Origin of the sequence: Nitrobacter winogradskyi Nb-255 (assembly GCF_000012725.1) — a bacterium.
In the GTDB taxonomy this organism is placed as follows: Bacteria; Pseudomonadota; Alphaproteobacteria; order Rhizobiales; family Xanthobacteraceae; genus Nitrobacter; species Nitrobacter winogradskyi.
In genome coordinates, this window is the sequence record NC_007406.1 from 2617694 (window position 1) to 2633681 (window position 15988).

The 15988-nt window shown below is 56.2% G+C and carries 13 protein-coding genes; 6 read left to right on the plus strand and 7 right to left on the minus strand.

Going from position 1 to position 15988, the window contains the following annotated elements; genetic code table 11:
• The first annotated feature begins 78 nt into the window (after window positions 1-78).
• The 3 genes from NWI_RS12465 (at window position 79) to NWI_RS12475 (ending at window position 3262) form a co-directional block, all read left to right on the plus strand.
• The gene (locus tag NWI_RS12465; RefSeq protein ID WP_011315612.1) at window positions 79-828 is read left to right on the plus strand and encodes an acylneuraminate cytidylyltransferase family protein; all 750 of its coding nucleotides are present in this window, start codon (window positions 79-81) and stop codon (window positions 826-828) included.
• On the plus strand, window positions 807-2036 hold the full coding sequence (gene neuC, locus NWI_RS12470) for a UDP-N-acetylglucosamine 2-epimerase (protein WP_011315613.1): 1230 nt from the start codon (window positions 807-809) through the stop codon (window positions 2034-2036). Before NWI_RS12465 ends, neuC begins: the two co-directional genes overlap by 22 nt.
• 71 nt (window positions 2037-2107) lie before the next feature.
• A complete protein-coding gene (locus NWI_RS12475) occupies window positions 2108-3262 on the plus strand; it encodes a phytanoyl-CoA dioxygenase family protein (RefSeq protein ID WP_187147976.1) in 1155 nt (384 codons plus the stop codon).
• Between the two features lie 34 nt (window positions 3263-3296).
• Here NWI_RS12475 and NWI_RS12480 read toward each other — a convergent pair whose 3' ends face one another.
• Window positions 3297-4100, minus strand: coding sequence for an FkbM family methyltransferase (locus NWI_RS12480; RefSeq protein WP_011315615.1), 804 nt, complete (start codon window positions 4098-4100; stop codon window positions 3297-3299).
• A 134-nt stretch (window positions 4101-4234) separates the two neighbouring features.
• Here NWI_RS12480 and NWI_RS12485 point away from each other — a divergent pair, with 134 nt between their 5' ends.
• Complete coding sequence (locus NWI_RS12485; protein ID WP_011315616.1) at window positions 4235-5185, plus strand: NAD-dependent epimerase/dehydratase family protein; 951 nt, start codon at window positions 4235-4237, stop codon at window positions 5183-5185.
• A gap of 24 nt (window positions 5186-5209) precedes the next feature.
• On the opposite strand, the gene NWI_RS12490 is transcribed toward NWI_RS12485, so the two are convergent.
• The 6 genes from NWI_RS12490 to NWI_RS12515 all read right to left on the minus strand — a co-directional run bounded on the left by NWI_RS12490 (window position 5210) and on the right by NWI_RS12515 (window position 13778).
• Window positions 5210-6850: an O-antigen polymerase gene (locus NWI_RS12490; protein WP_148203860.1), complete on the minus strand. Its 1641-nt coding sequence runs from the start codon at window positions 6848-6850 to the stop codon at window positions 5210-5212.
• A gap of 94 nt (window positions 6851-6944) precedes the next feature.
• Entirely contained in the window at window positions 6945-8264 is a 1320-nt protein-coding gene (locus tag NWI_RS12495) for a lipopolysaccharide biosynthesis protein (RefSeq protein WP_148203861.1), read from the minus strand.
• 143 nt (window positions 8265-8407) lie between these two features.
• Window positions 8408-9796, minus strand: a complete 1389-nt coding sequence (locus NWI_RS12500) for a hypothetical protein (RefSeq protein ID WP_041345072.1) — start codon at window positions 9794-9796, stop codon at window positions 8408-8410.
• 11 nt (window positions 9797-9807) lie between these two features.
• Window positions 9808-11016: a LegC family aminotransferase gene (locus tag NWI_RS12505; RefSeq protein WP_011315620.1), complete on the minus strand. Its 1209-nt coding sequence runs from the start codon at window positions 11014-11016 to the stop codon at window positions 9808-9810.
• A gap of 9 nt (window positions 11017-11025) precedes the next feature.
• Window positions 11026-12030: an NAD-dependent 4,6-dehydratase LegB gene (locus tag NWI_RS12510; protein ID WP_011315621.1), complete on the minus strand. Its 1005-nt coding sequence runs from the start codon at window positions 12028-12030 to the stop codon at window positions 11026-11028.
• Between the two features lie 396 nt (window positions 12031-12426).
• Window positions 12427-13778, minus strand: a protein-coding gene (locus NWI_RS12515) for an IS3 family transposase (protein WP_148203862.1) whose coding sequence is annotated in 2 segments (ribosomal slippage) — window positions 12427-13445 and window positions 13445-13778 — 1353 coding nt in all. Because the reading frame shifts where the segments join, the coding sequence is not laid out codon by codon here.
• Between the two features lie 20 nt (window positions 13779-13798).
• Here NWI_RS12515 and NWI_RS12525 point away from each other — a divergent pair.
• Window positions 13799-14452: a class I SAM-dependent methyltransferase gene (locus NWI_RS12525; RefSeq protein ID WP_011315623.1), complete on the plus strand. Its 654-nt coding sequence runs from the start codon at window positions 13799-13801 to the stop codon at window positions 14450-14452.
• Window positions 14453-14731: 279 nt separating this feature from the next.
• Window positions 14732-15901 (plus strand): O-antigen ligase family protein, encoded by a 1170-nt coding sequence (locus NWI_RS12530; protein WP_244374913.1) that lies wholly within the window; start codon window positions 14732-14734, stop codon window positions 15899-15901.
• Window positions 15902-15988 lie beyond the last annotated feature (87 nt).

Sequence of the window (15988 nt, forward strand, 5' to 3'; positions counted from 1 at the left end):
TAATCGACCGCACTGGTAAAATCAATCGCGGGACCGGGGATCCAATGGCCCAAATCTCCGTTTTGAGGTCAGTTCACAATGCCGGATTCGGCAGACATCCTGTTTTTGATCGTTGGCCGCGGTGGTTCAAAGGGTTTGCCCGGGAAAAACCTGAAGCAAATAGGCAATCTCAGCCTGGTCGGCTACCGGGCGAGATCGGCCTTGAAATCCCGATATTGCTCGCGGCTCATCGTATCGAGTGACAGCCCGGACATTCAGGCCGAGGCAAAGCGGCACGGCGCCGAGGTTCTGTTTTCGCGACCCGCCGAACTGGCATCCGACACCGCGTCTTCAGCCGACGTTGTGCTGCACGCGATGGACTGGATCGAGAAGCACGAGGGTCGGCGGTACGGCGCGGTGATGCTTCTGGAGCCGTCATCGCCGTTCGCGCGTCCCGAACATTATGACCAGGCTGTCGAACTCTACAGGGCGCGCCAGGCCGAGCTCGTCGTCGGCATGCGTGAAACCGAGGTCTCGTCGGTTTTCGTGGGGCAGATTGGCAGCGACGGCTCCATCGCGCCGATCGTGGACAAAATGTTGTCCCTGTCTCACCTGCGGCGGCAGGATCAGCCGCCGGAAGTGACAATGAACGGCGCGCTCTATTTGATCGACTGGAATGCGATGCGAAAGCATCGGAAAATATACGCGAACCCGTCCAGCAGCTATGGCATCCTGATGGACCGTTTCCATTCGATCGAAATCGAAACCATGGCGGACCTAGCCTACGCCTCCTATGTCATCGACCACGGCATGCTTGATGCGTCGCCATGGCAGTCAACGTCACCATGACGGCCTCGCGTCGCCGCATCGCGGTCGTGACCGGATCCCGCGCCGACTATGGCCTGCTCCGCGGGCTGTTGACCAGATTGCGTGGATGCGCCGGGATCGACCTCCAGGTGGTCGCTTGCGGCATGCATCTAGCCCCGCGTTTCGGCGAGACATGGCGCGCGATCGAAGCCGACGGCTTCACTTTGACCGGGAAAGTCGATCTCGAACTCGGCGACGACACGCCGGACGCAATCGCGCGCAGCACGGGAATCGGGACTATCGGCTTTTCAGAAGCTTTCCAAAGGCTTTCTCCCGATCTGGTCGTCGTGCTTGGTGACCGCTTTGAGATCCTGTCCGCCGCCACAGCGGCAACGCTGTCCAACATTCCAATTGCCCACATCCATGGCGGCGAAATTACCGCCGGCGCTTTCGATGACGCCATCCGCCATGCGGTGACGAAAATGGCGTGCATCCATTTCGTCGCGGCGGAACCCTATCGTCTGCGCGTCATTCAGATGGGCGAGAACCCAGACTTCATATTCAACGTCGGCGCGCCCGGACTTGATCAAGCGGACGTCGCGCCTGCTCTCGACCGTTCTTCGCTGTTCGAATCACTCGGCATCGGCGAACCTCGCCGGTTCCTGCTGGCGACGCTTCATCCAACGACGGCACGCCCGGGGGCCGATCGCGCCACCGCCGCTGCTCTTCTCGGTGCCCTGGCGCAGGTCAAGGATCGCGGCATCATCTTTACCGGCGTCAATGCCGACCCGGGAAACAGGATCATTGACAATGCCGTGCGCGACTTCGTCAGCGCGCGGCCGGGGCACGCATACCTGTTCACCTCACTCGGCAGCGATCGCTACTGGTCGGCCCTCAGGCTCACCGACGTGGTGATCGGAAACTCATCGAGCGGAATCCTGGAGGCGCCCGCCGTTGGAACCCCGTCGATCAACATCGGGGACCGGCAGTCGGGACGATTGCGCGCGGCGTCGATCCTGGATTGCGCCGTCGATCAGGCCGAAATTTCGGCAGCGCTCAGTCTGGTCCTGGAAGGCCGCTTCCAGCCTGATCTGTCACTGGAGCCGCCCTATGGCCGCGGTGGCGCCTCCGGCCGGATCGCCGACCTCATCCAGTCGATCGATCTGACCAAGGCTTTTCCAAAAACTTTCCATGACCTGCCGCCCACGACCATTTCGCAGCATTCGGCATCCGCCCCTGCCGTCCCGTAGACCCTCGCCGGCTGTCATGGTAATCAAACAAGTGATGTCTTTAGGCTAACTAGCACGCGAAGGCGCATATGATGACGACGTTCGACCCGCCAGCAGATACTTTACCGGATTTGGCGTCAGGCAACATCGTGTCCCCCCCTGTTCCAGCGTATCGCAGCAGTTCGTTGCCAGACATCGACTATGACGCGCATCCGGCATATGGAGGAATCTTGCCGGCCGCGACCTTGTCCGAACGCTTTCATGCGTTGCGCGTTTTCGCTAAATCGTTTGCGTTTGTCACGATCCGCCGCATTGTCGACTATGAAAACATGCCCCTACTTTCAAAGGAGGCCGGGGGCGGACATCTGAACCTCTCATCTGCAACCCGCTACTTGACAATGTTCGCGTCGATCCGGGCTCAGCGCTTTCTGCGGACCTTGATCGGAACTCGCCGCGCCGCCAAACCTACGAACGAGACGTTGTTCCAACGAATGAAATCCGATGGTGTGGCGTGCATGACACTGTCCCCCGAGGAGATGGAAAACATTCGTCAGGTCATCGCGCCGTGCTTTGCTCACCTCGACGAACGTCGCGCCGCCATCCCAGTCGAAAGACGGAAGTTCGACGACAATGTTTACTGGTGCACGAGATCACGCGAATCAAAGGTGTTTGAGACCATAGAAGAGGTCTTCAGGCGACATGGCATCACTGATGTCGCCAGCGCCTATCTCGGGCGACCCGTCAGGGTGAAACACGTCAATCCGCAAATCAACGACGACGATTATACCTTCTGGAAGAAGCAATTCGCCGACACCGACGTACCGGACCCCTGGAGTACCTATCTTCACATCGACGCCACATACGGCATGTTGAAATGCGCCCTGTATATCCACGATATCGGGCCGGACGGTGGACCATTCTGCTACGTTCGCGGCAGCCATCGCATCAAGGTTGGCTGGTTCGAAGGCATGATACGCCGAACAAACGACTTTTGTGGTTTCTCCGGACGTAAACCCGAAGCCCGAAAGAAGTTCATGGCGTTGCCGCGCATGCTTAGGAAGAAGGCAGATTTTGGTGCTGACGTACTCGATGATTCCGCAGCCTCAAAATCCGTTCGAGAAGGGCACTTTGCTGCCACATCCAACTACGGAAATTGCGTGCTGTTCGATGGTCATGGCATTCATCGTGGCGGCATGGTCAATAAGGGCGAGCGGCGCTGTATCTTTGTATTGCTGGCAGAGGTTTGAGAACTGACGGAGAACACCTCCTCCATCGGAGGATTCAACCGACCTTAGCCCGCCGCAGCTTGCTCGGCCGGTTTAGATAATCGGCGGCCTGTTTTTCAGTGAAGAATGCCGATTGTTTGCGCAAGATGCTGTCCTTGCGCACAAGTGCTAGATCGATCTGCGCCAAGGCGCCGTCGAGCACGCGCGTATGTCCTTCGAGAACGTCGTAGACCGCGAACCCGGCTTCATCGCAAAAACGCACGATCTCAGCAAACTCCGGAATCCCCTGCCTCATGGGCAACATAGAGGTCTCCACAATCAAAAGGTCGATTGCGGAAATTCGATCACCTAATCCTTTCAAGACTTCGATTTCGGCGCCCTGCGTATCGATCTTGAGCAATACGGGATGTTCCAGCTTTTCCGGCAACAACGAATCCAGCCGTCTGATCGGCGTCAGCCGCGCTTCGCCATCCAGCGCCTTGCCTTCAACCTGCGCGAACAAACTTGACCCTGAAATGTCATCATGAACATTGAAGGTGACCTCACCATTGGTGGCGCCAGCGGCCACAAGAAAATATTCGGCATTCAATCGCCCTTTGAGTTCCTCCAGAACGGAGCGACATTCCGCAACAGGCTCGACCAGAAAATATTTCGCGTCCGGAAATGCATCATAGATCGGCGGCGTTCCGAAAGCGACTCCGACATCGATCACAGTCTTGCATTCGAAACCCAAGGAGCGAAGGTGCGCGAAGAAAAGCGCGAAACTTCGGGTCGGCGCATTGTTTCGCATCAGGCGAACGCCGAACGGCGCAATAGCACGGTTGATGCCACGAAGGGCAGCCGAAATAAAGGTCTTCATGACCCCCTCAACTCAATCAAAATGATGCACTTACAACGAGTTAGAACCGATTCACATTGCAGCATCAAGCTCGGTTTGGTAGAGGAGGTCCAGAGGCTCGTCAAGCGAGCGGCTCCTCCGGCGAGACTCCAGCAATGAAAACGATGGTAACCGGCAGCAGCGGCTTTATCGGCCAAGCATTGGTGAGAAGGCTGAGACAGGAACAGTTCGAAGTCTTTGGTCTCGACAACAGGCATTCCGCCGCAACAGATCATGTATACGACATTCTGGACGCGGAACGTCTAAAGGAAGTCGTTCAGAAACTTTCGCCGGATTTTCTCGTGCATCTCGCCGCACGGACTGATCTGGACGAGAAGCACGACCTTGCAGGCTATGCAACCAATATCGATGGCGTGAAGAACCTCATTGACGCCGTACGTCTCACGCCATCAATAAAACGGGCGATCTGGACATCATCACAACTGGTGTGCCGCGTGGGGTACGTTCCCCACAGCGACACCGATTACAACGCCGATACTCTTTACGGGCAAAGCAAGATGCGCACGGAACAGATCGTGCGCGCCGACAACGGAGCCGACCGTGACTGGATCTTGGTTCGGCCCACGACGGTTTGGGGCCCAGGAATGAGCGCCCACTACCAACGCTTCCTACGAATGATTCAGCGCGGCCACTATTTTCATGTCGGCACGAAGCCACTATGGAAGTCATACAGTTACATTGAGAACATCGCGCATCAGTATATCCAGATGCTCCGCGCTCCGACGGACGCCGTCCATGGGAAGACTTTCTATCTCGCGGACTATGAACCGCTCGATCTGCTGACTTGGGGCGACTCCTTCCAGCGTGCGTTCAAGGCGAGGAGAATACCACATATTCCGTTGACAGTAGCACGAGCGCTCGCGCTTTGCGGCGACGCGGCAAACGCCGCAGGACTCAACCAAGTTCCTTTCAACTCGTTTCGTTTAAACAACGTACTTACACAGTATACATTTAACATGAGGCCAACTGCTGCGGTCTGCGGTCCACTGCCTTATACGATTGAGCAAGGGGTGACCGAAACGGCAGCTTGGCTTGAGCAGTTGTAGTTCTCGTGGCCTCCTCGATCCCGTTTAGGATACGTTTGACTCGGAGCGCGCATCCACGGCAATCAGGGTTGAACGTCCCCGCTTGATGATTGTGAAGTCAACTGCCAAGCCAACGATAAGAATCGAAACCAACACCAAAGCCGAGTTGGCAATACCGAGCGGTGCCTGTAACGGGCTAAGCGCTATGCTCGAAAATATGAAAGTGAGGATCAATGGCGGCGTTGCAAGCGTTGACACTCGGCTGCCCCGAAAGCTCAAACCTGCAACGAGCCCCCAAAGCATAATATAGATCATTGCGCCCGACGCTCCAAAGTCGATATAGGCGGCTCCCCACACCGATGGGAAGAAACCATAAATCTCCGCCGACCTCAGTTGGCTGCTCATTAATGAGAGGATCTGGTTGTCTGGCAAGAATACCCGCAATAGCGGCGACAGAATGCCAACCTCGTAAACACCCCAGACGGGGGTCAAATTCTCTCGCGCCTGCCATACCGCATCCAGTGTGCGAACGCCGTGCGTGAGGTAGAAGTAATTGCTCAGGATACTTCTCATCGAATTCTCTGGAATGAACTGGGATTCGACCGCCGACAAGACATAGCTCCGTGGCTGGGCGTGCCACGCGTCCCGCATGACAGCCGCGAACATCGCAAAATCGGTTCGTCCTCCACGCAATTCGATCGGCAGCGTGACGGCCGCCTTCCTCGTTTCGATCATCCTGCTGAGATTCTCGGCTCCCATCGATGTCTCGGGACCACCCTTCCCGGCAGTCGCGATTATTCCTTCGAGTGCAGCCAACTGTTGTCGGAGCTTCTTCTCCTGGTCCAGGCTGGCGCTCCCAAGTTGTCGTAAAATTTCCTCGCGACGCTCATTTGCCTTATTGACCGCACGAGATGCCTGCTCGTTAACACGCGAACGCAGTTCCTCAACAAGACCGCTCATATCGGTGCAGAAACTCTGCCTCGCCGACCACATTGCATTCGCATAGAACATAAACAGAATTGCGAACAAAACCGTCTTGATGAAGAGATGGTGCCCCCGCGGCAGAAAAGATCGCCCCTGGACCAAGCGAACCAAGCCAACCGAGATGATCAGAGCAATCACAAGCAGGATCGGCATACGGCCGGAATAGAGCAGCGCATAACCCACGGGGGAGAAAATCGACAACTGTGCTAGCGTCGCAGGCCATCCCTGAATTTCTTCCCCTCTGAGGAGAAACAGCGCAAGAGAAGCATACCCGAAAGAAAAAATCACATACCCTAAGTAAATAAGAACCGTTCTCTTGATCTCGATATAGTCAACCAATTCTGGTGCACATCGTAGCAATGCTGCGTATCCGCTGTTGTTGATTCCGCTCAGCACCGTCCGATCAAGAGCAATCATTGCGATCCCCGCGAGTCCGAACAGCGATGCGATAACAACCGTACGATTCAAAGTTGTCCGGGAAGGCAACGGTAGCGGCTTCCGACGCGCGATCCATGCGTCAAAAGTCATCGCACCCACCTGATATGCCGCACAAAATAAAGCGACGCCGAATCCGACAATGATCAGAACAGGCCACGACGGTTGCGAAAAGTAGTCAATCGGGCCAAGGGCTACTGCTAGTAATATTATGAGCCACGCTAACGGCATCAGCAGCGCCGGCGACAGGAGAGAAGTCTTGTTCAATGGACTGGACACCTTTTAGCGGCTGCTGACTGCGCCAGGACTGACCACGAATCTCCTGATTCGCGACGCCGTAAACGACCCGGCCGAATGAATGTTAGTTATACCGCGCATGCGTATCATTCGAAATCGCGGCCGTCTCGGTGGGCCGGCCGCTGTAGTTCCGGGTACGATCGCGCGCAACCACACCTAGAGAAAGGAACAGGATCGCACTCGCAAACGCGCCGGATAAAGCGGCACCAGCTAACCCAAATATCGGTACCAGAACGATGTTAGAGACTACTGTTACGGCTGCGGCACTTATGTTGCACAATAGCAACACCTTATCGGAATGGGCGGCATAGAGTGCATATGACGGAACGTCAGCGAGCATGCGCAGGAAAAGTCCCGGCAGCATGAGATAAAATACGCCGATAAACTCGGCATAGTCTCGCAAACCGAACAAGCGAAGAAGCGGTCCCATCGTCAATCCCGCGACAACTACCAGCCCTCCGGCAACGATCAGCATCGATACTAGAAACAATACGACGATTCTTCGATAAGCATCCGCGCCGACAGCGTGTCCTGAAATAATCCGGGGCAGGAACTGATGAGAAATAGAAGTACCCAGTGATAGGATCCCGATCAGAATCGTCGAATAGAAAGTATAGATCCCAAGTTCGTGTCGGCCAACAAACCCGTCGATGAAAAATCGATCGATATAAGACAGCATAAGTGCACTCACCGCCGTCAACATGAACGGCCGCGCTGTGCGCAATCCCGCCTGGATCCAGCCGAGATCCGGTCGATAGCAACGAAGGTTCCGCCAGGGAAGATCAAGCAAGCACAGCGCTGAATAGACGACCGCGAGCAGTCCACCACCAGCCCACCAGATCAGTACCATTTCCAAAGAACGCGTTGAAGGCTCCAAATACATCAGAAGGCCTAACGCAAAGACCCATATTCCTCCCCGGAGAAATCCAGCGATATAGGCGTGGACAACGCGTGAGGTAATAATGAGAATGCGCATGGCCTCCAGCGAGGCATTCTCTGTCACCAAGACCAACAAGAACAAAAACAGAATCTTCTTGGGTAACAGCCCCATCAGTGCCGCGACCACCGCTACGATCGAAATGACTGCGAAGGAAGCGGAGGCCAGCACGATCTGATCGGCAATGATCTGGACGCGCTTGGCGGGGGAAGCCGGCACCAACTCGCGCAATGTATACGAGTAAAATTCAAGCCCCAGGACAAACAGGCCGAACGCAAGCATGGCTGTAATCAGCCCGTATTCACCCATATCGGAGGGCGACAACATCCGCGCTAGCAAGATCGACAACAGAAACCGGCTGGCAAGGGTTGCACCGCGTAACACCATGGCGACACCCGCGGTGAGCACGGTTGGTCGCCTTAAAAAACTGAGCAAACGAACACGCATCAGAACCTTCCCGGCGCGTCAGCGCGTTTTTATCCCAACGCTCGGAAATGAGCGCTCCATTAGGAGCGGGCTCAAGTCCAACCAGCTGATTGTATGAAACCAAACAGCAGACAGCATCGAGAGGCTACAGTCGGCGCCGAATACTAGCCATAAGGCGGTTTAGGTTTCAGAAACCGCGGCAAATAGCGATTGAGCGAACGTACCAGTGGTTGGACTTTGTCGCGGTGGGCTTGGTTCGACCGATCGAACTTGCGCCAGGTGAAGTAGTCGCCCTCCACGCTTGCGGCCACAAGATGCCGTATCATTTCCCGTCGGGCTGCGGAAAGATCGGGCGGAGGAGACCACTGCGCGATACGTTCGGCAACGTCATCGATCTCCCTGAAACTTCGTACATGCAGATAGTGCCTTTCATCGGCGTAGTAAGGTTCGGTCACCACCGAGCACAGTCCAGCGATGGCTGCCTGAAAGCCTATCGTGCCGGTGAATGTGATCGATACAGCACATTGCCCGATCAGAACCCCCGCCGGAACGTCATATGGCACCAATGTTACAGACGGCAATTTTGACAACCGCTGCATGAGTCCCCGCTGGCGGAAACCGAACTGCAGCGGATGATCCTTTACATAGATATGATAACCCGCTCCGCCGAGAACTTCGCAATAGCGAACGATAACATTATCATGTTGCAGCATATCCTGGGAGTTCAGCCAATAATCCATCGATGCTTCAGGAAACAACTGCAATCCAAGAAATACCCGACGATCTCGGGGCACATCACGCATCCGCGCTTCCCAAGCCGGATTCATAAAGGAAAGAACTGCCACATCCCGAAGTCGGGGTTTATGCCTTAGACTTTTAAGCGCATCGATGTAATGAATGTTAAGAGGGTCGCGGCGCAGGAAACGCAATGCATTGAAATACGCTCCGCGCAACGCGAAGTACGCATAAATACGCCAGAAGCGCGACAATGAGAATTTCTTCGTGTCGCTAACATATGTGGGCGCAAAGTCTGCGTGACAGAGAGTTGTGGTTGCGGCCTCCATGGCTTGACTGGTCGGCTCTTTCAGAGGGATAATTTTCCCGCGACGGAGAAACATCACCTGGTCCGGAATGATCGATGTCGTCATTTCGATGAAATCAATCTCGCGCTTACGCGCAACACGTTCCATAACGTCCATTACGTAGCGATCCATCGTAAACGTCAGAACCAGCCTCGGATCGAGGTGGTCGAACGCCTTCTCGATGGCAAGCGCCATACCGCCAATCATCTTGATGGCCAATCCCGGATCGAGGCTTCTCAGGGATCTACAACGCAGAATGATCTCTGCGCATCCGTCATCGCCGAACCGCGCCCTGGCAGCCGCCACTGCTTCCCCTGTCCGCTGGAAATGATAGAAATCATCCACGAGGGACCAGTCGCCATCCCCCCGTATATCGCTCAACACAGAGACGTTCGCAAATTCCATTTGCGAAGCCAGATAAGTCCACCACGGCGCCGTGTTGTGGATCGCAAAAAATATGGCGTTAGGCATTGGTGCAGGCGTCAATTCCGCTCGCCCGAGAGAAACGGACTACTGGGTAGATTAATGCATCGTGTAAACATATCCTCGGCCACGGGCAGCGGCGCGCGGGGACAATCACTATACATCGGCAACAAATGCAGCGGGGTCCATAACGGACGCGCCTGGATGCCGTTGGCGTGTAGCATCGACAACAGCGCGTCACGCTCGTCCGAGAATTCGCGATCGAGCACAAGCGTGTTCAGCCAATAGTTGCTGGCTGCACCACCCGGCTCTCGGAAAATGCGGGCGCCAGAAACATTTTCGAATACCTGCATATATCGAGTCGCCAAGGCGCGCTTGGCTGCGACCATCTCCGGCAACCGCTCAACTTGGCCACATCCCAAGGCCGCATTGATGTTGGGTAGCCGATAATTATACCCCACCTCATCATGCTCGAATGCCCACTGGTGCGCGATCTTTGCCGTCGTCGTGAGATGGCGGGCACGCCGGGCATACTGATCGTCTGCCGTCAGGATCATACCACCGCCACCAGTCGTAATGATCTTGTTGCCATTGAAGCTCAGAACTGCGGAGTGGCCAAACGTTCCGCACGCTTGACCCTTCCAGGTCGAGCCGAGCGACTCCGTCGCATCTTCAATGAAGATGAGATCATATTTGGCCAACAGCGCTTGCAGTTGAGGGACGTCGACAGGGTGACCAAAAACATGAACGGGAACGACGGCGCGGATGCGTCTACCAGTTTGCCGATTGAACAACTGTCCATCGCGCCGCTCGCTAACCTGTTGCAGGTGTTCGTCCAGTGCGACGGGATCAAGCCCCATTGTCATCCACGTCGAATCGACGAAATGAGGTACCGCTCCCGCATGGCTAACGGCATTGGCTGTTGCCACGAAGGTAATCGACGGCACGATGACTTCGTCGCCCGGCCTCACGCCCTCCAGCACCAGAGCCGCGTGGAGGGCCGTGGTGCCGTTAACCACCGCGACCGCATGTGGAACACCAACGGCAGAAGCGACCATCTCCTCGAAAAGCGTAACGTATCGACCGGCGGAAGATACCCAACCGGTGTCGACGCAATCCATGACAAGCTCGCGCTCCCGCGCCCCGAAACGCGGTTCATGCAACGCAACGGGTCGCTTGGCTGACGAAAGAGCAAGATCGACTGCTTCAAGTATTGAAGACAGAAAACACGCCTCTACCGCAGGCCCGGCTTGCGCTGAAATCGCCATTCTCCCAACTCACAAGGTATAAGCAGACGTACGATAACGCGACAGGTTGACGGGATCCCTGAACCAAGGAACAGTTTTCTCGATGCCGCGGCGAAATCCGTCGAGGCCAGCAAATTGCGGCGTCCAACTCAACAGTTTTTGAGCCTTGGTATTGCTGGCGAAAAGTCGGTCAACCTCGCTTCGCGCTGGACGCTGCCGACTCTGATCCAGCTCAATCTGGATCTCCACGCCCATTATTTCCGCGATCAGTTCTGCGGTATTACCGATCGATACCTCAAAGCCGCTGCCAAGGTTCACAACCTCACCAATCGCCGCCCTCTGCTCATCCGCTGCAATGAAGCCGGCAACCGTGTCCGATACAAAACTGAAATCCCTTGTCGGCTCAGTGCTCCCGAGCCTGATCACGCGCGCACCGCCGGCGATCTGGGTAATAATGGCCGGAATCACTGCACGGGCTGACTGACGCGGCCCATAGGTATTGAAGGGCCGCACCACGGTCACAGGCGTACCGAACGAACGTTCAAACGAAAGCGCAATCTGGTCAGCGCCGATCTTGCTAGCAGAGTAGGGAGATTGTCCTTGCAGCGGATGCCCCTCCGTGATGGGCACAAATTGCGCCGTACCATAAACCTCACTAGTTGATGTGTGAACCACATGCGCCACCCCCAGATCGCGCGCCGCCTGCACGACGTTCAATGTCCCGCGAATGTTGGTGTCAACGTAGGTATCCGGAGAATGATACGAATACGGAATTGCGATAAGCGCAGCCAGATGAAACACGGCATCGCAACCCTTCATCGCGTCTCGAACGCCGTTCGGATCTCGAATGTCACCGGCGAAAACATCAAGCGCGTCGCGGATATAGCGGGGCGACATATCGAGCCAACCACGGGAACCCATACTGTTGTAGTGTACAAAAGCGCGAACCGTCAGGTTGCGCCGAACGAGTTCTTCGACCAAATGAGATCCGATGAAGCCGGCCGCCCCCGTTACCAGTACCTTCCGTGATGTCATTTTTCCGATCAGCCTCTTGGTGGCGTTTTGAACACAGCCCGCTTTTAATCAGTGTCGTGGTCGGGCACTAGCCTGCACCACCGCGAAATTTACTCGCCATTAATGGATCCGATCGTTGACACGGACGCCGCCAAAACTCCGAAGACGCCGCCCTGTGCAAGTTAACAAGCTGATACTTATCATGAATACTCCAATGTCGAGATGCCACACCCGTACGCCGTTTCTGACCCCCCCCTGAATCCGGTTCAGCTTGCACGCCCAAGTAGCTGGCTTTATACTTGAGCGATTCTCTGAAATTCAGTCCATAGCCAAATGACCCGAATGTCCGTCGTCAGATAATTTGAGACTGATCAGACATTTCTAGAAGAGAGGCTCTGGTTCATCTGTGGTTAGAGTTTAAGCGGCCTGCAGCTGATGCTGCAAGCGACGGTTTGCGATGGTGTCGCGCTTGATGCGGTGTCGTTCGGCGAGGATTGTCTCAGCCCTGCCGAAGTAGACGTCGGCAGGTGTAACGTTGCCGATGCTCTCGTGGTAGCGGTCATGATTATAGTGTTCGACGAACGCGGCGACCTGACGTTTGAGGTCGTCCGGTAAATAGTAGTTCTCAAGCAGGATGCGGTTCTTCAACGTTTGATGCCAACGCTCGATCTTGCCCTGAGTCTGAGGATGATACGGCGCTCCGCGCACATGCTGCATGTCCTTGGCCCTGAGCCACGTGGCCAGATCATCCGCGACGTAACTCGAACCATTGTCGCTGAGAAGCCGGGGCCGCTGCCTGACGCTGACGTGATCCAGACCAGAGGCGGCCAGTGCCTGATCGAGCGTAGCCGTGACGTCGGAGGCACACATCGTGGGACCTAACCTCCAGGCGACGATGTAGCGCGAGAAGTCGTCGAGCACCGTCGATAGATAGTACCAGCCCCAGCCGGTGATCTTCAGGTAGGTGAAGTCGGTCTGCCAGAGCTGGTTGGCGGCGGTGGTCTTGTCCTTGAACTCGTTCGCCGCCTTGATCACTACATAGGCCGGACTGGTGATGAGGTCGTGCGCCTTCAGCAGCCGATAGACCGAAGCCTCCGAGACAAAGTACTTTCTCTCGTCGGTAAACCGCACGGCGAGCTCTCGCGGCGATAGTTCCGGAAGCTCCAATGCCAGGTCGATGATCTGGCCGCGGACGTCATCCGGGATACGATTCCAGACCCGATCCGGTCGAGAGCGGTGATCTGCCAGGGCCTCAATGCCGCCCGCGCGGTAGCGATCGTACCATCTATAAAACGTGGCGCGGGGGATGCCGAGCTTGTCCAGCGTGCGTTTGGCCGGCAAATGCGACTGCTCCACCAACGCGATGATCTCGGCTTTCTCGGACGCAGGATACCTCATGCCTCGTTCTCCCCATCCCCGTTCATGCTTTTTTTTAGCAGACGGTTCTCCAGGGTGAGATCGGCGACGACTTCCTTCAACGCCGAGGCTTCCCGACGAAGATCTTTCACCTCGCCAGAGGTTGCGGCACGTGCCGTGTCGCCCGCCAACCGGCGCTTGCCGGCTTCCAGGAACTCCTTGGACCAACCGTAATACATCGAGGCGGCGATGCCTTCGCGGCGGCAAAGCTCGGAGATGTTCTCCTCGCCGCGCAGTCCTTCCAGCACGATACGGATCTTCTCCTCCGCCGAATAATGCCGGCGCGTCTGCCGTCGGATGTCCTTCAGCACCTGTTCTGCCGGCGCTTTGCCTGGTCCGGATTTCTGCTTCATCTTCGCTCCTTGCGGCTACGATGAACCAGAAATCCTCCCTTCGGAAAGTCCCTCAATTTGTCTCATGCGTGCTGACGGCGAACAGGCCCCATTACGACTATGGCGAAGGCTATTTCTATCAAAGCTTGGCAGAGCTCGGCGTGAGCGGTCTTCGCTCCACAGAAGCTCGATTAAAGGCCTATCGGCTACTCGATCATATACGCGACAAGACCGTTCTCGACATCGGCTGCAATGCCGGATTTTTATCCGTCAGCCTTGCCAAGGCTGCTCAGCATGTTACTGGACTTGATATAAATCCATTCCTGTCTGCATTGGCCCGAACTGCGGCCCAGGCTCTCGGCCGCACCAACACGGAGTTTCTCGCCACTGGATTTGAAGACGCTCCTTTGCGCGGTCCGTACGATGTTGTGATGTCCCTCGCCAACCATTCGACTTTTGATGGCCAGACCCGTTACGATCTGCAATCCTATTTCGATCGCTGCATTTCATTATTGAAGCCGGACGGCTTGTTCATCTTTGAGTCCCATACACCTTCTTTCGAGGGAGAGGGAATCACCCAGGTTTGCGAGATGATCTCTCAGCGGCTAAACGTGAAGCAGCGAGATATCTGCAACTACGGAACCTACCTTGACAGGGGACGGACTTTCATAATTGCGGAACATTCGAAGCTGTAACAAACTTACATCCGCAATGGATAACTCCACGAAGCCGCACGAAGGTCCATTTGTTTCCAGACGCATCATCCCACCAAACAAGGGTCTGAGGCCGGAACGACAAGCATATTCGTGCGCCGGATCCAATGAGGATCGTCACGAACGATTTCAACTTTCGATCCTCAAAGAATGACTTTCCGATTCCTGATCAACCCAATCAAAGAGAAGCGGTACGTGCTCAGGGATAGCTGGATCAGCGCGGCGCACCGATCCCGAACGGCGGATCACCTCGCCGTTCTGATGGCTATATCGCTGCCGTGGTCCACCACGATCTTTGGTGTGTTTACGGTGCTGTGGCTGATCATGCTCCTGACCGTGATCGACGCCCGGCAATTCCGGTTTCAGTTTCGACGACCGGCCTACTGGCTGCCCGTTGCATTGTTCTGTCTCGCCGCGATCGGAATGCTGTGGGCCGACGCCCCATGGGCCGCCCGGATTCACGCCGCCGGGTCGGTGGTCAAGCTGCTCGCCATTCCGCTTCTGATGCACCAGTTCGAGCGCTCCGGGAAGGGCCTCGCCGTCTTTCTCGCGTTCCTTGGATCATGCACGGTTCTGCTTGCCCTGTCGTGGCTAAGCTGGTTCGAGCCGCGGGTCATTCCGGCACACGACAAAATTCCCGGCGTTCCCGTCAAGAACTGGATCACGCAGGGCGTGGAGTTCGTCCTGTGCATCTTTGGCAGCGCCGCGCTCGCGATCGTGATATGGCGAAGGCAAAGGCGTTATGCGGCGGCCGGGCTCGTTCTGCTTGGCGCTGCGTTTTTCCTCAACATGGCCCTGGTCGCATCGTCGCGCACCGCCCTCGTCTCGCTTCCCATCCTGCTGCTGATTTCGACGTTTCGCTATATGAAATGGCGCGAGGCGCTGATCTTATATACGGCCATAGCGATCACCGCGGCGCTCACCTGGTTCTTGGCTCCCAACCTGCAGGAGCGCATCGCCAGCATTCAGCAGCAATACGCGTCAAGCCAAAGCCAGCAGACCTCGGTCGGCCTCCGCCTTGAATACTGGACGAAATCACTCAGATTCATCCGCAACGCGCCGCTGGCCGGACATGGCACGGGCTCGATCCGAAGCCTGTTCGAGCGCGAGGCTGGTGGCGAAGCGGTGACGGACAACCAGATCGTCGCCAATCCGCACAACCAGACGCTCTATTTCGCGCTCGAATGGGGCGTGATCGGGGTGATTTTGCTCTATGCGATGTGGCTCAGCCACTTCCTCATGTTCATCGACATGCGCTGGATCTCCTGGCTCGGAATCATCGTGGTCAGCCAGAACGTCCTGGGCTCCCTCTTCAATTCACATCTCTCCGACTACGTCGAAGGCTGGATTTACGTCATGGGCGTCGGGGTGGCCGGCGGCATGGTTTCGAGGGTCAGAAAGCCGCCGCCGGTCGCCGGGCCGGCATCATAGCCTGACTGAAATCGAAGCCTTCAATAGCGTTTTCGAGCGAAGCATGTCCTCGGGCTTGACCCGAGGATGGTGATGACCTGTTCGCGT